Source organism: Pseudomonas sp. H1_A03 (genome assembly GCF_054685145.1).
Genome location: NZ_CP162829.1, coordinates 3,729,562 through 3,749,746 on the forward strand (window position 1 = coordinate 3,729,562; position 20,185 = coordinate 3,749,746).

13 protein-coding genes are annotated in these 20,185 nt (G+C 59.8%); 4 read left to right on the top strand and 9 right to left on the bottom strand.

All coding sequences use genetic code 11. The annotated features are described in order from the left end of the window. Window positions 1-62 precede the first annotated feature (62 nt). Window positions 63-695, top strand: coding sequence for a LexA family protein (locus AB4O35_RS17300; RefSeq protein WP_065881809.1), 633 nt, complete (start codon window positions 63-65; stop codon window positions 693-695). Here AB4O35_RS17300 and AB4O35_RS17305 read toward each other — a convergent pair. From AB4O35_RS17305 to AB4O35_RS17320, 4 genes are read right to left on the bottom strand one after another with little or no spacing between them, the layout of a single operon-like run. Beyond that, the gene (locus AB4O35_RS17305) at window positions 692-2,617 is read right to left on the bottom strand and encodes an acetyl/propionyl/methylcrotonyl-CoA carboxylase subunit alpha (protein WP_065881811.1); all 1,926 of its coding nucleotides are present in this window, start codon (window positions 2,615-2,617) and stop codon (window positions 692-694) included. The two genes, AB4O35_RS17300 and AB4O35_RS17305, sit on opposite strands and share 4 nt — an antisense overlap. Next, window positions 2,614-3,420 carry a gamma-carboxygeranoyl-CoA hydratase gene (locus AB4O35_RS17310; protein ID WP_065873467.1) on the bottom strand — a complete coding sequence of 269 codons (807 nt, stop codon included), beginning with the start codon at window positions 3,418-3,420 and terminating at the stop codon, window positions 2,614-2,616. The genes AB4O35_RS17305 and AB4O35_RS17310 overlap by 4 nt, the downstream gene beginning before the upstream one ends. A gap of 14 nt (window positions 3,421-3,434) precedes the next feature. Beyond that, window positions 3,435-5,042 carry a carboxyl transferase domain-containing protein gene (locus tag AB4O35_RS17315; protein WP_065946336.1) on the bottom strand — a complete coding sequence of 536 codons (1,608 nt, stop codon included), beginning with the start codon at window positions 5,040-5,042 and terminating at the stop codon, window positions 3,435-3,437. Between the two features lie 11 nt (window positions 5,043-5,053). After that, the gene (locus AB4O35_RS17320) at window positions 5,054-6,217 is read right to left on the bottom strand and encodes an isovaleryl-CoA dehydrogenase (RefSeq protein WP_065910974.1); all 1,164 of its coding nucleotides are present in this window, start codon (window positions 6,215-6,217) and stop codon (window positions 5,054-5,056) included. Between the two features lie 150 nt (window positions 6,218-6,367). Here AB4O35_RS17320 and AB4O35_RS17325 point away from each other — a divergent pair, with 150 nt between their 5' ends. Together AB4O35_RS17325 and AB4O35_RS17330 are read left to right on the top strand one after the other, a co-directional pair. Then, window positions 6,368-8,002 carry an AMP-binding protein gene (locus AB4O35_RS17325; RefSeq protein ID WP_065873464.1) on the top strand — a complete coding sequence of 545 codons (1,635 nt, stop codon included), beginning with the start codon at window positions 6,368-6,370 and terminating at the stop codon, window positions 8,000-8,002. 81 nt (window positions 8,003-8,083) lie between these two features. Beyond that, on the top strand, window positions 8,084-13,258 hold the full coding sequence (locus tag AB4O35_RS17330) for an NEL-type E3 ubiquitin ligase domain-containing protein (RefSeq protein ID WP_460149144.1): 5,175 nt from the start codon (window positions 8,084-8,086) through the stop codon (window positions 13,256-13,258). 549 nt (window positions 13,259-13,807) lie between these two features. Here AB4O35_RS17330 and AB4O35_RS17335 read toward each other — a convergent pair. The 3 genes from AB4O35_RS17335 to AB4O35_RS17345 all read right to left on the bottom strand — a co-directional run bounded on the left by AB4O35_RS17335 (window position 13,808) and on the right by AB4O35_RS17345 (window position 16,259). Further along, window positions 13,808-14,707, bottom strand: coding sequence for a hydroxymethylglutaryl-CoA lyase (locus AB4O35_RS17335; RefSeq protein WP_065882050.1), 900 nt, complete (start codon window positions 14,705-14,707; stop codon window positions 13,808-13,810). A 16-nt stretch (window positions 14,708-14,723) separates the two neighbouring features. Further along, window positions 14,724-15,116, bottom strand: a complete 393-nt coding sequence (locus tag AB4O35_RS17340) for a MerR family transcriptional regulator (protein ID WP_065881821.1) — start codon at window positions 15,114-15,116, stop codon at window positions 14,724-14,726. A 207-nt stretch (window positions 15,117-15,323) separates the two neighbouring features. Further along, entirely contained in the window at window positions 15,324-16,259 is a 936-nt protein-coding gene (locus tag AB4O35_RS17345; RefSeq protein ID WP_065946334.1) for a LysR family transcriptional regulator, read from the bottom strand. 152 nt (window positions 16,260-16,411) lie between these two features. Between AB4O35_RS17345 and AB4O35_RS17350 the strand changes: the two genes are divergently transcribed. Beyond that, window positions 16,412-17,641 carry an acyl-CoA dehydrogenase gene (locus AB4O35_RS17350; protein WP_065873461.1) on the top strand — a complete coding sequence of 410 codons (1,230 nt, stop codon included), beginning with the start codon at window positions 16,412-16,414 and terminating at the stop codon, window positions 17,639-17,641. A 131-nt stretch (window positions 17,642-17,772) separates the two neighbouring features. Here the strand turns inward: AB4O35_RS17350 and AB4O35_RS17355 are convergent, their stop codons facing one another. Beyond that, window positions 17,773-19,104: a substrate-binding domain-containing protein gene (locus AB4O35_RS17355; RefSeq protein ID WP_065881823.1), complete on the bottom strand. Its 1,332-nt coding sequence runs from the start codon at window positions 19,102-19,104 to the stop codon at window positions 17,773-17,775. 127 nt (window positions 19,105-19,231) lie between these two features. Continuing rightward, window positions 19,232-20,044, bottom strand: coding sequence for an exodeoxyribonuclease III (gene xthA / locus AB4O35_RS17360; RefSeq protein ID WP_065873459.1), 813 nt, complete (start codon window positions 20,042-20,044; stop codon window positions 19,232-19,234). Between the last annotated feature and the right edge of the window lie 141 nt (window positions 20,045-20,185).

Here is a 20,185-nt window from a genome sequence, read left to right on the forward strand (position 1 = left end):
GTTTTATGGATTACTACAAACTGTTTATTGCCCTGAAAACTACGTGACGTATTGTCAGCCCCATGGATAACTGGATCGCGTTGGTCAAGGCCAACATGGAAGACCGCAAGGTCACGCAAGGTGAGTTGGCTGAACGCTTGGGCATGTCCCAGGGCGGCGTGGGCCATTGGCTCAACAAGCGCCGTGCACCCAGCCTGGCGGACATGAACCGGGTATTGGCGGCGTTGGGCCTGGGGTATCTGGAGGTCGCGCTGGACATTCGCGAGCGGGCCGATGAAGTGCCACTGGAGAAAAACTACAACCCGTATTTCCGCTATCCGGTCAGCGATTGGAAAGGGCTGTGCGAAATCCGCGAAGAGCGAACGCCTTATGGCACCGCCCGTTTCGAGTTGACGGATTATCATGCCCACGGCGATGCCTTTTGGCTGCCGGTTACAGGCGATGCCATGACGGCACCCAGCGGGCTCAGCGTGAGTGCGGGCATGATGATTCTGGTCGATCCGGCCATTGCCGCCGAGCCCGGCAAGCTGGTGGTCGCCCAATGGGCCGAGAGCCCCCAGGCGACCTTCCGTCAGTTGCTTGAAGAGAGCGGCCAGCTCTATCTGGTACCGCTCAATCCCACTTATCCGAAACGGCAGTTCACCGGCGATTGCCGCATTCTCGGCGTCGTTGTGCAGGCCACGGCAAAGTTCTAGCCCGCTGTTTCCAGCTCCACCAACGCGCAACCTTCGGCAACCATTTCGCCTTCCTGGCAGAACAGCGCCTTGACCACTCCAGCCTCGGGCGCGCGGATGCTGTGTTCCATCTTCATTGCCTCCAGTACCACCAGTTGCGTGCCGGCCTCCACGTTGTCCCCGATCTGCACCAGCACGCGCACTATGCTGCCGTTCATCGGCGCCGTAAGGCCACCTTGATGAGCGCCGCTGGCGTCGACCGCTGCAATCGGGTCAAACAGGCTGACGGTATGCATCTCGCCGTCCCAACGCAGGTACACCGTACGGTCGTGGCGTACAGCCAGATGGCTACGGCGCACGCCCTGGTGCTCGATCAACAACTGTTCGCCGCGCATTTGCGCGGTATCGGCAGCCAGTGTCACCAGCCGATCCTGACCATTGCAGCTCAAATGCAGCGAAACCTCGGCAGGTAAACCGGTACGAAAGCCTCGCTTATCTGCCCAAGGCCCGTCACCGGCCGGCAAGGTCTGTATGAACGCCGCGCCCGCTGCCTGCCAGAACTCATTGCTCAGTTCGCCAGGTATCGGCAGCAACTCATCCTGATAGCGCGGAATAAAGCCGGTATCCAACTCGGCTGCCGCAAACGCCGGATGCCCGATAATGCGCCGCAAAAAGCCCAGGTTGGTCTTCAGGCCACCCACGGCAAACTCATCCAGCATGCCCAGCAAGCGCAGGCGCGCCTGTTCACGGTCCTCGCCCCAGGCAATCAGCTTGCCCAGCATCGGGTCGTAGTAGGGCGACACGCTATCGCCTTGCTCGACACCGCTGTCCACGCGGCGGCCAGCGCCCGGCGCGGATTCGCGGTACAGCGTCAGGTGCCCGGTGGCGGGCAGGAAATCATTGGCCGGGTCCTCGGCATACAGTCGTACTTCGATCGCATGGCCGATCAGCGGCACCTGTTCCTGAGTGATAGGCAGCGCCTCGCCCTGGGCGACACGAATCTGCCAGGCCACCAGGTCGAGGCCGGTAATCGCCTCGGTCACCGGATGCTCCACCTGCAGCCGCGTGTTCATCTCCATGAAGAAAAACTCACCGCGAGCGTCCAGCAAAAACTCCACGGTACCTGCGCCGACATACCCGATGGCCTGGGCCGCACGCACGGCGGCTTCGCCCATAGCCTTGCGTTGTTCAGCAGTCAACCCAGGTGCCGGCGCCTCCTCGACAACCTTTTGGTGGCGCCGCTGGATCGAACAATCGCGTTCATTGAGGTACAGGCAGTGCCCATGCTGATCGGCAAACACCTGGATCTCCACGTGACGCGGCTTGAGCAGGTATTTTTCCACCAGCATCTGCCCGTTGCCGAAGGACGACAGCGCCTCACGCTGTGCAGAGGCGAGGGCTTCGGCCAATTGGCTGACATCCTCGACCACCTTCATGCCTTTGCCACCGCCACCGGCCGTGGCCTTGAGCAGCACCGGATAGCCGATACGCTCGCAGGCCGCGCGGAAGGTTTCCAGGTCCTGGGCCTCGCCGTGATAACCCGGTACCAGCGGCACGCCGGCGGTTTCCATCAGCGCCTTGGCGGCCGATTTGCTGCCCATGGCGTCGATGGCCGAGGCGGGCGGCCCGAGGAAGATCAAGCCGGCGGCTTCGATCGCACGGGCAAACCCGGCGTTCTCCGACAGAAAACCATAGCCCGGATGAATTGCCTGGGCACCACTGGCCTGGGCGGCGGCGATCAGTTTATCGATTTGCAGGTAACTGTCGGTGGCTTTGCTACCGCCCAGGTCGACACGGATATCGGCCTCACGGCTGTGGCGTGCATCGCGGTCGGTGGCGCTGTGTACGGCCACGGTTTTCAGGCCCATGGCCTTGGCGGTGCGCATCACGCGGCAAGCGATCTCGCCACGATTGGCGACCAGCAGGGTCGTGAGTGGGCTCATGAACGCGGCTCCTGTGGCTGCCAGCTCGGTGGACGTTTTTGCAGGAAGGCGCGCAAACCTTCCTGGCCCTCGGCGCTGACGCGAATGCGCGCAATCGCATTTTCGCAATAGCGACGCAGGGCCGGAGTGAGGGCGCCGTTGCCGACTTCGCGCAGCAAGTCTTTGCTGGCACGCATCGCCGCCGGGCTGTTTTGCAGCAGGTTGGCGACCCACTGTTCCACCTGCTGGTCCAGCGTGTCGATTGGGTAGCTCTCCGCCAACAAACCGATCTCCCGTGCACGCTGGCCGCCGAAGCGTTCGGCGGTCAGCGCATAGCGCCGCGCCGCGCGTTCACCAATGGCCTGCACCACAAACGGGCTGATCACCGCCGGTGCCAAACCAATGCGCACTTCCGACAGGCAGAACTGCGCATCGTCCGCGCCAATCGCCATGTCGCAGCAACTGATCAGGCCCAGTGCGCCGCCGTAGGCCGCGCCTTGTACCACCGCCAGTGTCGGGATTTTCAGCTTGGCCAGGTTGTACATCAGCTCCGCCAGTTCGCGGGCGTCGTCCAGGTTGGTGTGGTAATCCAGTTCGGCCGATTGCTGCATCCAGGCCAGGTCTGCGCCGGCACTGAAGTGCTTGCCGCGTCCGCGCAGGACTAAAAAGCGCAAGGACGGATCGCCTTGCACCTGGTCGAGGGCGATGATCAGTTCGCGGATCATCTCGGCGTTGAACGCGTTGTTCTTGGCTTCACGACTGAGCCACAGCGTGGCAAAGCCACGGCTGTCGGTGATCAGTTCGAGGGTATTGAAATCGCTCATGGGTGCAGCTCCATTTACATGCGAAACACGCCGAAGCGGCTCGGCTCGATGGGGGCGTTCAGCGAGGCGGACAAGGCCAGGGCCAGCACGTCACGGGTCTGCAACGGGTCGATGACACCGTCGTCCCACAGGCGCGCGCTGGAATAGTAGGGGTGGCCCTGGCTTTCGTACTGGTCGAGGATTGGCTGCTTGATCGCGGCTTCTTCTTCGGCGCTGAAAGCAACGCCCGCGCGTTCAGCCTGCTCACGTTTAACCTGCACCAGCACGCCGGCCGCCTGTTCGGCCCCCATCACGCCAATGCGTGCATTCGGCCACATCCACAAGAAACGCGGGTCATAGGCACGGCCGCACATACCATAGTTACCGGCACCAAAGCTGCCACCGATGATCACTGTGAACTTCGGCACCTTGGCGCAGGCCACTGCGGTGACCAGCTTGGCGCCGTGTTTGGCAATGCCGCCAGCTTCGTATTTCTGCCCGACCATAAAGCCGGTGATGTTCTGCAGGAACAGCAGGGGAATGCCGCGCTGACAGGCCAACTCGATAAAGTGCGCGCCTTTTTGCGCTGCTTCGGCAAACAGAATCCCGTTGTTGGCCAGGATCGCCATCGGGTAGCCGTGCAGGTGCGCAAAGCCGCACACCAGCGTGGTACCAAACAATGCTTTGAACTCATCGAACACTGAGCCGTCGACCAGCCGTGCGATCACTTCGCGCACGTCAAAGGGTTGCTTGGCGTCGGCCGGAATCACACCGTAGAGCTCTTCGCAGCTGTACAGCGGTGCTACGGGCGGGCGCTGCAACAGTTCGCCCTGCTTACGCCAGTTGAGGTTGGACACGCTGCGTCGGGCCAGCGCCAGGGCGTGTTCATCGCTGTCGGCGTAGTGGTCGGCCACACCAGAGATCTTGCAGTGCACATCGGCACCGCCGAGGTCTTCGGCGCTGACGACTTCACCGGTGGCAGCCTTCACTAAAGGCGGTCCGGCGAGGAATATCGTCGCCTGGTTGCGCACCATGATTGCCTCGTCCGCCATCGCCGGCACATAAGCACCGCCGGCGGTGCATGAGCCCATCACCACGGCAATCTGCGGGATGCCTTGGGCACTCATATTGGCTTGGTTGAAGAAGATCCGCCCGAAGTGCTCGCGGTCCGGAAACACTTCATCCTGACGTGGCAGGTTGGCGCCGCCGGAGTCCACCAGGTAAATGCACGGCAGGCGATTCTGCTCGGCGATAGTCTGTGCACGCAGGTGCTTTTTTACAGTGAGGGGGTAGTAGGAGCCACCTTTCACGGTGGCATCATTGGCGACGATCATGCATTCGACGCCTTCCACGCGGCCGATCCCGGCAATCACGCCAGCGGCGGGCACATCTTCGCCATACACCTGATAAGCGGCCAATTGGCTGAGCTCAAGAAACGGCGAGCCTGGGTCGAGAAGACGGTTGATGCGCTCGCGTGGCAGCAATTTGCCGCGCGACGTGTGCCGCTCCTGAGCCTTGGCGCCGCCGCCTTGCTGCACATCGGCGAGCAGGCTGTGCAGGGCGTCGACCTGTTGGCGCATCGCCGCGCTGTTGGCGGCGAACTCCGCCGAGCGTGGGTTGAGCTGGGTGTGCAAGGTGGCCATGGTGCGCTCCTTCAGCGGGTTTCGTTGAAGAGTTCGCGACCGATCAGCATCCGGCGGATCTCACTGGTACCGGCGCCGATTTCGTACAGCTTGGCATCGCGCAACAGCCGCCCGGCAGGGAATTCGTTGATGTAGCCGTTGCCACCGAGAATCTGGATCGCATCGAGGGCCATTTGTGTGGCGCGTTCGGCGCTGTAGAGGATCACCCCGGCCGCATCCTTGCGCGTGGTTTCGCCACGTTCGCAGGCTTGGGCTACCGCGTAGAGATAGGCGCGGCTGGCGTTGAGTTGGGTGTACATGTCGGCGACCTTGCCCTGGATCAGTTGGAATTCGCCGATGCTCTGGCCAAACTGCTTGCGGTCGTGGATGTAAGGCACGATGAGGTCCATGCAGGCCTGCATGATCCCGGTGGGGCCACCGGAGAGCACCACGCGTTCGTAGTCCAGGCCGCTCATCAGCACTTTCACGCCGCCATTGAGTACACCGAGGATGTTCTCTTCGGGCACTTCCACGTCATCGAAAAACAGTTCGCAGGTGTTGGAGCCGCGCATGCCCAGCTTGTCGAACTTGTTGCTGCGGCTGAAGCCTTTCCAATCGCGCTCGACGATAAACGCGGTGATGCCGTGGGCACCTTTTTCCAGGTCGGTCTTGGCGTAGATCACGTAGGTGCTGGCGTCGGGGCCGTTGGTGATCCAGGTCTTGCTGCCGTTGAGCACGTAATGATCGCCGTGCTTGTCCGCGCGCAGTTTCATCGAGACCACATCGGAGCCGGCGTTCGGCTCACTCATGGCTAACGCGCCGACGTGTTCGCCGCTGATGAGTTTGGGCAGGTACTTGAGTTTTTGTTCATGGCTGCCGTTGCGGTTGATCTGGTTCACGCACAGGTTGGAGTGCGCGCCATAGGACAAGGCCACCGACGCCGAACCGCGGCTGATTTCTTCCATGGCCACCACGTGCGCCAGGTAACCCAGGCCGGCGCCGCCGTACTCTTCCGGCACAGTAATGCCTAGCAGGCCCATGTCGCCGAACTTGCGCCACAGGTCGGCGGGGAACAGGTTGTCGATATCGATCTGTGCCGCACGGGGCGCGATTTCCTTGCCCACGAACGACTGCACCTGGTCGCGCAGCATGTCGATGGTTTCACCGAGGGCGAAGTTCAGGGACGGGTAACTCATGGACAGGCACCTTAATGTGAGCTTTGTTTTTGTGTGGATGGCGCGCCAGGGAAGGGCGCTCACCTTTACGTTAACGTAAGCTTGCGTTAAGGCGCTGTCAATCGTAGTTTACGTTTACGTCAACCTACAAAAAAGACAACAGGGGTCGTTATGGATCAATCGAATCAGAGCTACAGCCGTGGCGTTCAGGACAAGACCTTGCTGGCCATGACGATTGGCCAGGCCTTTGATCGCACCGTTGCACAGTTTCCCGATGGCGAGGCTCTGGTGGTGCGCCATCAACAGCAGCGCTACACCTGGCAGCAACTGGCCCACGCCGTGGATTTACATGCCCGCGCATTCCTCGCACTGGGCATGCAGATCGGTGATCGCCTGGGTATCTGGGCACCCAATTGCGCCGAGTGGTGTATCAGCCAGATCGCCAGTGCCAAGTTGGGTGTGATTCTGGTCAATATCAATCCGGCGTACCGCAGCAGTGAATTGGAGTACGTGCTCAAGCAGTCCGGTTGCCAGTGGCTGGTATGCGCCGGGTCGTTCAAGACGTCCGATTACCACGCGATGCTCCAGGAATTGAAGCCCGAGCTGCGCGGCATCATCAGCCTCGACCCCAGTCCGCCCACGGGATTCCTGCCCTGGTCGCAGTTGGCCGCGCTCGGCGCTGGCATCGCGCCCGAACAATTGCACAACCGCCAGGCCAGCCTGCACTTCGACCAAGCCGTGAATATCCAGTACACCTCCGGCACCACCGGCTTCCCCAAGGGCGCGACCCTCAGTCATCACAATATCCTCAATAACGGCTATATGGTCGGCGAAAGCCTGGGTTTAACCGCGCAGGATCGCCTGGTGATCCCGGTGCCGCTGTATCACTGCTTTGGCATGGTGATGGGCAACCTGGGCTGCATCACCCACGGCACCACCATGATCTACCCCAATGACGGCTTCGACCCGCTGCTGACCCTCACTGCCGTCGCCGAAGAGCGCGCCACCGGCTTGTACGGCGTGCCGACCATGTTTATCAGCATGCTCGATCACCCACGTCTCGGCGACTTCGAGCTGTCTACCTTGCGCACCGGCATCATGGCCGGTGCGACGTGCCCCATCGAAGTGATGCGCCGGGTCATCAACGAGATGCACATGAGTGAGGTGCAGATTGCCTACGGCATGACCGAAACCAGCCCGGTGTCCCTGCAAACCGGCGCGGATGATGACCTGGAGCGTCGCGTCACCACGGTCGGCCGCACCCAGCCGCAGCTGGAAAACAAGATCATCGACGCTGACGGCAATACCGTCGCGCGCGGTGAAATCGGCGAGTTATGCACCCGTGGCTACAGCGTGATGCTTGGCTACTGGAACAACCCCGACGCCACCCGCGAAGCCATTGATGACGCCGGCTGGATGCACACCGGCGACCTGGCGAGCATGGACGCCCACGGCTACGTGTGCATCGCCGGGCGCAACAAGGACATGATCATTCGCGGTGGAGAGAACGTGTACCCGCGTGAGTTGGAGGAGTTTTTCTTCACCCATCCGGCGGTGGCGGATGTGCAAGTGATCGGTATTCCGGATGAGCGTTACGGTGAAGCCATCGTGGCCTGGGTCAAGTTTCATCCAGGCCATGTGGCCAATGAATTGGAACTGCACACCTGGTGCAAGGGGCGCATCGCGCATTTCAAGACGCCCAAGCATTTCAAGATCGTGGAGGAGTTTCCAATGACGGTCACGGGCAAGGTTCAGAAATTCCGCATGCGCGAGATCAGCATCGAGGAGTTGCGCGACGACGCCTGAAGCGGGGTGCATGTCTACTGCTGCGCGCGCCAGCGCGGTGCCTAAAGTGGCGCACGACTTCGCCACTTGACGGCCATACCGATGACACACCGCACGATTGATCCCCCGACGCGCCCTCTTCAGGACGAGCACAGTCCACATGGACGGCTTATCAAGGACAACACACCTGACTGGTACACCGATGCGCTGGATCAGCGCAAAACCGAACTGGCCTCGTTGGCACTGAACATCCCGGATTGGTACAAAAAGGCCCCGGCGGCTGCGCGCGATCGCATGAGCACGATCCACTCACGCAGCAGGACGTCCTTGAACCAACTCGATCAGATGTTCAGTGAACTGAAGGGACCGGCAGAGTACGCCGAGCCGTTGTTGGTGGCAGCGATCGAGAAAACGTTCGGGCAGAGGTTGGATACCAGAAAAGCGTTTTATGCCCGCAAGCTGACCCAGCTGGAATGCGAGTCCGCCCCCAGAGAAGTCTCGATTTCCCACGCCAGCACATTGGCCCCGCAATTCTATTTTTACAAAGGCATCAGCTTGCTGGAGGCTGCGCTGAACAACTTCACCTCGCAAGAGGCAAGTGATCCGGTTTGCCAGGACTGCCACTTGATCACCTATTACAACTTTTACCAATATCCAAGCGACAAGCTTCATTCGCCAGGTAACGTCCAGTCACTCCCAGTGCGTATCAAGCCTCATGAGTTCGCCAAACTGTGTCGGGAACTCGATCTGGGGAGCTCCTACTACGAGTACGTGCGCACCTTTCTCAACAATCATATTCGGACCACCACCACGCCGGCGGGAATTGGCAAGCTTTACAGCAGCCTGATTACCAGCCATCGGAACCAGTTGAAACTGGCCGCTGAGATTGCCTTGATGAAGGGGGACATCGGCGCTGCTCACCACCAGTTGATCAACGATCTGTTAATAGATCAGGCAGACCGCAAATGGGACGGCGAAGTGGTGAAGGTTTCGCCGTTGCGGTTACTCAATTTTGTGATCGAGAACATCCTGGTCATCGGTCCGGTGGTGTGGCGGACAAATGTGAGGAGTGCAGAGCTCGTGCCCCGACCATGCCTGGTATACATTCCCGGCGATCCACTCCATCCACTCAAGGTCTATGACCATGTTGCGGCCTTTACCGACGAGCTGACGACGCGTTTGTGTCATGTCGAATACCGCACATTCTTCAGCCAGTTCGTGCCACTTGCCGATCAGGATGGTTTTTTTACACAGTTGAAGACACTGCTGGATCCGGGGGCGGTATACGCCCACGATCAGGATTTTGCCCCGGCGCAAAAAAGCCGGATCCATCGTCAGGGAACCTATGCGTCGCCGTGGCGAGACGTCTGGATGGACTGCGCGATGCAGCGCATACGGCTGATCATGAGCAATGCCCGCACCAGTGTGGTGTCCACCCAGGATGTCGACGATCGGGTTTACAAAGCCTGGCTCTGGTCGTTCGGCAGCAAAGCGCTGGATATTCTCAATCTTGCCTCTTTCGTGGTGCCTTTCCTGGGAGAGGTGATGCTGGTCGTTGCCGCCGCGCAAGTGCTCTACGAGGTAGGTGAAGGGATTGATGCCTGGTCCCAGGACGATGCCCAAGCGGTTTGGGCACATTTTTCGGCGGTGGGTTTCAATCTGGCGGGGCTGGCGCTGCCCAAAGTGTTGGAGACAGCGAAAAATACGGCGTTCATCAAGCGGCTGGTGCATGTGGAACTCGGAGGGCGACCGCGTTTGTATGATTTCCAGCCGAGGTCATATCTGCATCAAATTGCGTTGCCCGACGGACAACGGCCAAACGCGCTAGGGCTCTATGTGCACGAAGCAGGTCTCTACTTGCCGGCAAAGGGGGGGGGTCATTACAAGGTCAAAGCCAGCGGTACCGATAACGAATTCAGGTTTGTGCACCCTGAGGGTGATACCCGCTATGCGCCACGTGTGCGACATAACGGCGAAGGTGCTTGGGTGCATGAGTTCGAACAACCGTTGACGTGGGATCGCCAAACCCTGTTGCGTCGCATGGGGCATACGGTCGATCACCTTAGCGATAGTCAGCTCGAGCAGGCGAGGGCGATCAGTGGCGTCACAGATGACGAGTTGCGTCGGGTGTTCATCGAGCACCGGCCGCCTGCGCCACTCCTCAAAGATATGCTGCGGCGGTTTGAATGCGCCGCTAAATACCAGTCATTTATTGATCGGTTGAGCCACTCAGACCCTTGGTTTTTTAGCCAGGTCGATTGGTTCACACAAGTCCAGTTGTTGCTCGAGTGTGGGATGTGGCCCGAGTCGCGCGTGTTGGTGGCGCTGGATGCTGAGGGCAATCAGGTGTGGTGTTCAGCTGTTCCGAGTGATTCGTCCTCGGTCGTCACGCTTGGGCATGAGGAACTGAAAAGTGGCCGCCTCTTTTCGTCATTCAGGGAGCAGTTGACGGAGCCCGAAATTCGCCACTTATTGGGCGAAAAAAAGATGACGCAAGAGGCTGTATCAACGCTGTTCCTAAGGACCCGAGACGTTTCATCCGAGACTTCGTCCTCCGCGATCGAAGAACGTGACGATGGAGATACTGATCCGCTGATGCAGTATTTGCGTACACATTATGCGAGGGTGGTGAGGTACCGGGATTGCTTGCTTGAGGCGGCCTATAGCACCAAAGTCAAGCTGTTCAACCGGGAGATATCAGCCGGTGATGTATCCAGTGACGCGAATGTAAAACTGATCCAGCGCGACTTTCCGGGTCTGCCTAAACTGGCCGCCGAAGAAATAGTCAGCCATGCCACTAGTCAGGAACTGACAAGCATGCAGGCCGGGTCACGTTTGCCTTTACGCCTGGCCGAGGAAGCGCGTGTTTACTGGCAGAAGGCGCGAGTCATGCGGGCACACGCTGATCTTCTGTTCGACAACCAATTCACGTTGGACGTCGTACGGCTGGCCTTGCACAAGATGGCCTCGCTGCCCGGACTTCTGGAAGGGGTGTCTGTTGAGCTACGCGAGGGCGCTTACGATGGTCCTCTGCTGGACCGGGTGGGCGATACGAGCGCGCCCAGGCAACTGCGTCTTATCCATACCGACCTGAAGGAGTGGAAACTCTGCAGCGGCCCGGAAAAAGCAGAGTACTGGCGCAGTGATGAAGGCGCGTTCTTTAACGCGCTCTGGATGGCAAGCAGTGGCAAGTTCACAGGGTGGGCCGAATTCAATAGGGCTGCCCAACGCTTGAAGATGCAGATTGCGCAACAGCCGCTGAGCGAGCTGGCGAGCCGGCGCGCACTTGGCTTGAAAACAATCAAACCCGGTTTCAAATCACCCATGCGTCTGGCTGACGGGCGCATAGGGTATCCACTCAGCCCGGTGGGCGGCGCTGGCGAGCGTCCGTCTGTTTGTACGATGAAAGCAATGTCGCTGTACCCGTCGAAGTCCATGGCAGAGGTCGAGGTCATGCTCGACCTTCAAGGCGCTGGCGACGCAGTACTTCTGGCGAAGTTGACCCAACTCGAAGCTGAGCTTGCAGACTTGGACACGGCGCTGGCCCGTTGGCAGCAGGAGGGCGGATCGGGTTATGCAAGCGCCAGGCGCAGAGTGTCGGGCACCATCAAGGCTGCCTGGCGTAGAAGTTCTGCGCAGGCATTGGCTGGGGATCAGACGCCGATCGGCCATGTACTGGACTTGTCGCATGAAGTGATTGGCGAATTGCCTGCGATAACCGCAAATATGGATCACGTGGGCAGTCTGGTTCTACGTCGAATGGCGCTTTCAGACAGCTCACTGCCTTTTCTGAACGCATTCGGCGGCTTGCGCTGGCTGGACATGCGAGAGAACAACCTGACGCAACTGCCAGATTTCGCTAATGGCGGGTCCGGGCTGACTAAACTCTATTTGAGTGGAAACGATATCCAGCTGACCGAATCGAGCCGCCTGCGTCTGGAGAGAATGCAGAGCCTGAAGATTCTGAATCTCAGCGATAATCGTCGCCTGGGATGGCAGGCCGACCTACGCCGCCTGCGCAATTTGAACCAGCTTTATCTTTCGGATACCGGCACGGAGACCTTTCCTATCGGCGCCGAACAACTACCTCAACTGGCCCGCGTCGATCTGCACACCAATCGGATCACGACGTTACCTGAATACGCTTATCAGCATCCGGACCGCATCATCGTGCACGACAATCCATTGTCGGCGGCTACCCTGGCGCGGCTGGGTGAGCCTTTCAACGCGGCGCATTTGGGGGAGCACATCACGGTCGACGAAGCGCGCGGCTTGTGGCTGGGAGCGTTGTCGGCCAGCGAATCAGCCCGGCGCGGCGGGATCTGGGACGAACTCAGGGCCCATCCTGAGTCAGCCGCTTTTTTTACCGTGGTGTCCGATACTACTCGCAGCGCGGAATTCAGCAGTGATGTGACGCGCCCGGTACTGGCGCAGCGCGTGTGGAACATGCTCGAGGCCGCAAGCGAAAGCCAGGCTATCCGAGCGTCGTTATTTGCAGCTGCCGATGATCGAGTCACCTGTGGCGACGGCAGTTCGGTCGAATTCATGAATCTTGAGAGTGAATTGCTGGGGGCGAGGGCACTCGAGTTGGCAGGCGTTGAGAGCGAAGAGGGCGCCTTGGTATCCACGGGCAGAAAGTTGTTTCGTCTAGCGTTGGTAGACGCCATTGCCGAACGGGATGTCGCGGCGAGAGGACCCGGGTTTACCGAGCAGGTTGAAGTCATTCTGGCTTATCGCACCCGGCTTGCGGTATCGCTGGATTTGCCGGTCCAATCCCGGGACATGTTGTTTGCGCAACAGGCCGCTGTGAGTCAAACGGATATCGATAATGCGGGCGCAGAGGTGCAAAGAGAAATGCGCAATGCGGCTAAAGAGGCGGACTTTTTTATCGGGCGCCTGTTCTGGGATAAGCACCTGCGCACCCGATACCCTCAGGAACTTGAGGCGTTAATGAAGCCGGACCTGGTTCTGATAGACGAAAAGAGCACTGCGCTGTTCGATATTTCGGATTTGCAAGGCGAGCAAGACGCCGCTGTAGATCCAGCCACAAAAGCACTGTGGCAGACAAAACATGATGAGGCAGTCGACCGGTTGGCGCGCCTGTTGAGTATGCGCAGGGATCAAATCCTGGTGAACGGTTCGATGCAAAGCGTGTTTTTTGAGCGTGAACTCAAGCAGCTAGGGGCTGAGCGGCAGGCGCTGGAACAACGAACGCTGCACACCTTGACGCGGCGAGTGTTCAACAACTTCGCGGCCTCAGGTGGGACCGCCCTGTAATCGCACGGTGCAGAAAGCACAAAGGGGACCCTAGGGTCCCCTTTAATTTGTCGTTGCGTGCTCTTTTTTTATTATTGAGGGGCGGTCTATTGTTGTTTTTGGCAACCGTTACCCTTTACCGCTGTTTTTGGCGACCCCCATTCGGGGTCAAGAGCAAACGTATTTTTTTGAGCGCTGATCTGCTTCTTCGTTATCGATCCAACCAGTGGGTAGCTACCTGAGGTAGTTTTATTTTTCTCTAACCGGTTGCGGGTTTCGGCACGCCGTACCCTGCAAAGCACATCTTCTCCAAAAAAATCTGTTAGCTGCGTCTCTGCCGTGTTGTTTTTGTTATGTCAGAGTCGTTTCGTCTTATTTTTATTAGGTTTGGCGCTTTTTATTCTTGTTATGCCATAGAGATAGCAGAAGCCGTGCCAACTTTGTAAATCCCTTTAAAATCAATGGTTTGATTTTTTTTGTGGAAGGTGGCCTACGGCAAATACGACAAAATATGTTCCCGTGTTACTCGTTGTGTAGGTGTGCGGTAACACATTGTCACGGCTACGCTACTCAACTGGCGTTGCGTGCCTTGGCCACGCGCGACCCTGTCGGTCGGCCCAGCACGTTGCTGATTTGCTGGCCCGCACGAATCAACGCCTCCAGGTCTATACCGGTCTCGATGCCCAATCCGTTGAGCAGGTACACCACATCTTCGGTGGCAACGTTACCGCTGGCGCCTTTGGCATAGGGGCAGCCGCCAAGGCCCGCGATAGAGCTGTCGAACACGGTGATCCCTTCCAACAGGCTGGCGTAGATATTCGCAACGGCCTGGCCATAGGTGTCATGGAAGTGCCCGGCCAACTTTTCTCGTGGCACCTGGGCGCCGACCACCTCGAACAATCGCCGCGTCGCGCCCGCCGTACCAGTGCCGATGGTGTCGCCCAGGGACACTTCATAGCAGCCCATGGCATACAACTCGCGTGCGACCATCGCCACCTGTTCCGGCGCTATCTCGCCCTCATACGGGCAACCCAGCACGCACGAGACATAACCACGCACGCTGATCCCATGTTGCTTGGCCGCGGCCATGATCGGCGCGAAGCGTTCCAGGCTTTCGTTGATGGAGCAGTTGATATTGCGCTGGGAGAACGCCTCGGACGCCGCCGCAAACACCGCTACTTCCTTGACGCCGGCCGCCAACGCGTCTTCAAAACCACGCAGGTTCGGCGCCAGGGCACCATAGGTCACGCCAGCTTTACGCTGAATCTGTGCAAACACCTCGGCAGAACCGGCCATCTGCGGCACCCATTTGGGCGATACAAAACTGCCGACCTCGATATAGCTCAAGCCCGCAGCGCTGAGGGCGTCCACCAGTTGAACCTTGTCCGCCACGCTGATGGGTTGGGCTTCGTTCTGCAAACCGTCGCGCGGGCCGACTTCCACCAGGCGTACGTGTAAGGGGAGGGACATGGCAGTTACCTTCTGATCAATGGCCAACCTGGCTCATGGTGTGGGCCAGGGCCTGGGTGCAGCGCTCTTCGGCGGTGTCCAGCTCCAGCTTCATTTGTTCGATATCCAGCAGTTGCTGTTCCAACTGTTCACGGCGCTCGGCGATCTTGGCCAGCATGCTGTTGAGTTGGATGTGGTTGCCGCCGGAGGGGTCGTAGAGCTCGATCAGTTCGCGGCATTCGGCCAGGGAAAAACCGATGCGCTTGCCACGCAGGATCAGCTTGAGGCTGACCTTGTCGCGCGCCGAGTAGATGCGCTCCTGGCCCCGGCGTTCCGGGGCCAGCAGGCCTTGTTCTTCGTAGAAGCGAATGGCGCGTGTGGTGATGTCGAGCTCGCGGGCGAGGTCGGAGATGCTGTAGGTCGTGCTCATGGGTGTGCCCGAGAAGATGTCTTGGGCGCTAAGCTAATGGCTGCTTGACGTTAACGTCAAGGGGCGCGCTCTTGTAGTGAGCGGGCTTGCCCCGCGCTGGGTGGCGAAGCCGCCCCAAACCGGGCGACCTGGGTGTATCTGGGACTCGGTGGTGTCTCGTCTAGGGCGGCTTCGCCACCCAGCGCGGGGCAAGCCCGCTCACTACAGTCAGGATTGTTTTCCATCCAACTTCTTCTCATGGGCCGTCACCTGCTGGCACAACTCGATCATCTGCTCGCGCATCCAACGGTTCGCCGGGTCTTGATCGGTGCTTTCGTGCCAGTACAGGTGGGTTTCGACCGGCGGCACATCGTTGACCGGAAGGTTGAACCAGTGCAGTTCGTGGCGGCGGGCGAAGCGTTCGGGCACGGTCATGACCATGTCGGTCTGCTGCAACACTTGCGAGGCCATCAGGTAGTGCTGGGAGCGCAGGGCGATCTTGCGCTGGATGCCCATTTTGCCCAGTGCCAGGTCAACGTGGCCCAAGCCGTTGCGGCGGCTGGAGATATGGATGTGGGTCAGCGCCAGGTAGTCATCCAGCGTCAGCTTGTCTTTGCCAGCCATGGGATGACCCTTGCGCATGGCGCACACATAGCGGTCTTCCATCAGCTTGACGTGGCGCACCTGCGGGTCGGTGTTGAGCGGCGCATCCACGGCAAAGTCCAGGCGCCCGGCGGCCAATTCCTTGGTGGTCTCGCGGCGTTTGGACAGGAAACTCTCGATCACCACCGTCGGCGCCAGGCGGCGCAAGCGCTGGAACAGCGGCGGCAGAATCACCGCCTCGGTGAGGTCGGTCATGCTGATGCGGTAGGTCTTGGCCGCCTGCTGCGGGTTGAAAATCCGGCTTTCCTGCACCGACACCCGCAGCAACGACAATGCATTACGCACGGGGCCGATGATGTTCTGCGCCATCGGCGTGGGCACCATGCCTTGGGCAGTACGCACGAACAGCGGGTCGTTGAAGGTCTCGCGCAGGCGTGCCAGAGCGTTGGACACCGCCGGTTGGGTGATGCCGACAATCTGCCCGGCGCGGGTCAGGTTGGCTTCGGTGTAGATCGCGTCAAAGACGATAAACAGGTTGAGGTCGACCTTGCTCAGATTCATTGGGTTGCGCTCTTATTGTTAGGGTGCCGATAGGCCGATCATATATCGGTGATGAATGTTAATACACGCCGAGAATAGGCTAGGTAAATTATCAACGCTGTTCTAGCATCGATTGCATGACCTAAACAACCTCTCAGAGAAGGGAGCTGCTCATGGATTTCGCCTATTCGCCCAAGGTTCAGGAACTGCGTGAACGCGTCACTGCATTCATGGATGCTTACGTTTACCCGGCCGAGCCGGTGTTCGAACGCCAGGTCAGCGAAGGTGATCGCTGGCAGCCCACGGCAATCATGGAAGAGCTGAAAGCCCGCGCCAAAGCCGAAGGCCTGTGGAACCTGTTCCTGCCGGAATCCGAACTGGGCGCTGGCCTCACCAACCTTGAATACGCGCCGCTGGCCGAAATCATGGGTCGCTCACTGTTGGGCCCGGAGCCGTTCAACTGCTCCGCCCCTGATACCGGCAATATGGAAGTGTTGGTGCGCTACGCCAACGAAGCGCAAAAACAACGCTGGTTGGCGCCGCTGCTGCGTGGTGAAATTCGCTCAGCCTTCGCCATGACCGAACCGGACGTAGCGTCTTCGGACGCCACCAACATGGCTGCCCGCGCCGAGCGCCAGGGCGACGAATGGGTGATCAACGGCAAGAAATGGTGGACCTCCGGCGCCTGCGACCCGCGCTGCAAGATCCTGATCTTCATGGGCCTGAGCAACCCGGATGCGCCGCGCCATCAGCAGCACTCGATGATCCTGGTGCCGGTGGACACCCCCGGCGTGAAGATCGTGCGCCCGCTGCCAGTGTTCGGCTACGACGACGCGCCCCATGGGCATGCTGAAGTGCTGTTCGACAATGTGCGCGTGCCCTATGAAAACGTGCTGCTCGGCGAAGGCCGTGGTTTTGAGATTGCCCAAGGCCGCCTTGGCCCAGGCCGTATCCACCACTGCATGCGCTCCGTCGGCATGGCTGAGCGTGCACTGGAGTTGATGTGCAAACGCTCCGTCAGCCGCACCGCGTTCGGCAAGCCGCTGGCCCGTTTGGGCGGCAATATCGACAAGATCGCCGACTCACGCATGGAGATCGACATGGCGCGCCTGCTGACCTTGAAGGCGGCGTACATGATGGACACTGTGGGCAACAAGGTCGCGAAAAGTGAAATCGCCCAGATCAAAGTGGTCGCGCCGAATGTGGCATTGAAGGTGATTGACCGTGCGATCCAGATCCACGGCGGCGCGGGCGTCTCCAACGACTTCCCGCTGGCCTATATGTACGCCATGCAACGTACGCTGCGATTGGCGGATGGGCCGGATGAAGTGCACCGCGCCGCGATTGGCAAGTTTGAGATTGGCAAGTATGTGCCTAAAGAGTTGATGCGCAGCGGGCAGTAACACCGCGTCGCCTGCATTCGCGAGCAAGCCCGGCTCCCACATTAGACCGAGTTTTTAAGGAGAACACGGTCTAATGTGGGAGCCGGGCTTGCCCGCGATGAGGCCAGTCTGAACAACCCAAAACCCAAGGTTCAGTACACCCAAACCTCCACCCGCCGATTCTTGATCCTGCCTTCATCCGCCGTATTTGCGGCCACCGGCATCTGTGCCCCAAACCCACGAATATCGCGCAATACCACACCGTTCTTCACCAGCTCCCGACGCACCGCCATCGCCCTCAACTTAGATAACAACGCCGCCCGTTGCGGGTCATTCTTGGCATCACCAAACCCCACCAATGTCACCTGCTTATCCAGCTTGTCGTGGCTTTTCAGATACGCCACCACCCGTTGCAAATCCTGGCGCGCCTTGTTGTCCAGGCTGGCACTGCCTTCTTCGAAGCGAAAATTCACGGTCAAACGCTGAGCGTCACGCGCGATGGCCTGATAGTCCTCGGGCATCGACGCGCGCGGCTCGACGGCGATCGCCTGTACCTGCTGCGCGATAAACCCGTTGGCCGCCACAATCGCCTGGCCCTTGCTGCTCTGGGTAAAGTCCACCAGTGCCTTGGCCCACGGGTTATGACCCGATGGCGGCAGGTAGAAAAACAACCGTCGCGACAGCGGGTAATCCTCGGTGGCAATCAGGCTGTTCAGCGGCAACATGGGGTGCGAGTCGCCATCCACAATCGCCACCGCCTTCGCCTGACGCACATAAGGCAGGCCGATAAAACCGATGCCCTGAGGGTCCTGGCTGACCGCGTCGGACAGCTGTTCGCTGGACTCGAAGCGTTTGGCACCTGCGCCGAGCGGCTTGCCACGCAAGCGCAGCACCAGTTCCTTGAAGGTGTCGTAGGTGCCGGACTGATCATCGCGCGCATACAAATGAATCGGCCCGCCGATGCCGCCTAATGCTTCCCACGTGCTGATTTCGCCATTGAAGATCTGCGCCAGTTGCTCGGTATTCAGGGTGTTCAACGGGTTTCGCGGGTTGAGGATGATGGCCAGCCCGTCGATGGCGATCACCTGTTCGGCTTCGGGGCTTTTCAGGTCGCCGAGGGGTTCGAGGTCGACCAGTTCGCTGTCCTTGATCGGACGGGACGAGGCTGCCAGGTCGGCCGTGGCTTTTTTCAGCGCCATGAAACCGGTGCTGGAGCCGTGGGCAGCGACCTCGATCGACACGGTCTTGCCTTGGCGCGTCTTGCCGGTCACGCGCTGTTCATTGGCACCTTGCGCCGGTTCAATGCGCACCGCCTGCAGGCCCTGATGTTCCATCAACCCCTTGGCCAGCGCGGGCCCCAGCGCCGCGCCAATGGTATTGGAACCCTGGATGCGTAATGCAGGGCCTTGATCGGGAGCGGGTAGGGGGGCGGAAGCAGCGTAGAGAGGAAAGAGTGCCAGCAGAAACAGAACGCGCAGCATCATGCCGGCACCTTCTTAAGCCAAAGGGAGTGCCGCGAGAATAAGTCAGGCCGGTTGCAGAAATATGACTGATAAGCCAGGGGTCCAGTTGTGGGAGCAGGCAAGCCAGCTCCCACGTTGAAGGGGGGTGTCAGCTCAATTCAAGCCAGATCGGCGCATGGTCGGACGGCTTCTCCAGCCCGCGCAGATCGTAATCCACGCCCGCATCCTTGACCCTTGGCAGCAAGCCATTGGACGCCAGGATCACGTCGATGCGCAGCCCGCGCTTGGGCTCATCTTCAAACCCACGGCTGCGGTAGTCGAACCAGCTGAAGCGGTCGGCCACGTCCGGGTTGAGGTGGCGGAAGCTGTCGACCAGGCCCCAGTTCTTCAGGCGGGCCATCCATTCGCGTTCTTCGGGCAGGAAACTGCACTTGCCGGTCTTGAGCCAGCGCTTGGCGTTGTCGGCGCCGATGCCGATGTCGCAGTCTTCCGGGGAAATATTCACGTCGCCCATCACTACCAGCGCCTGGTCATTGCGGAACTGGCTTTCCAGCAACTGTTGCAAGTCTTCATAGAAGCGTTGCTTGGCCGGGAACTTGGTCGGGTGGTCGCGGCTTTCGCCTTGAGGGAAGTAGCCATTCATGATGGTGACCGGTTGGCCGTTTTCGTCGGCGAAGGTGCCCCAGATAAACCGGCGCTGGGCGTCTTCTTCGTCGGTGGCAAAACCCTTGTGCAGGCTCAACGCCGGCAGGCGCGAGAGCAGCGCCACACCGTAATGGCCTTTTTGCCCGTGGTAGTACACGTGATAGCCAAGAGCTTGCACTTCGGCCAACGGGAACTGGTCGTCGTGGACTTTGGTTTCCTGCAGGCCGATCACATCCGGCTGGTGCTTCTCGATCAGCGCCGCCAGCTGATGAGGGCGGGCGCGCAGCCCGTTGATATTGAAGGAGACGATTTTCATGGTCGGCAGTCCAGTCCTGGCAAAAGGGCGATGCTAGCCGACAAGTCGGACGGGGGCCAGCGTGGCGGTAGGGCAGTTGCGCTGCTAATGTCTGGGAACGACTCGTGCTGCGTGGGTTCGTACCCATAAGAACGCCGCCTT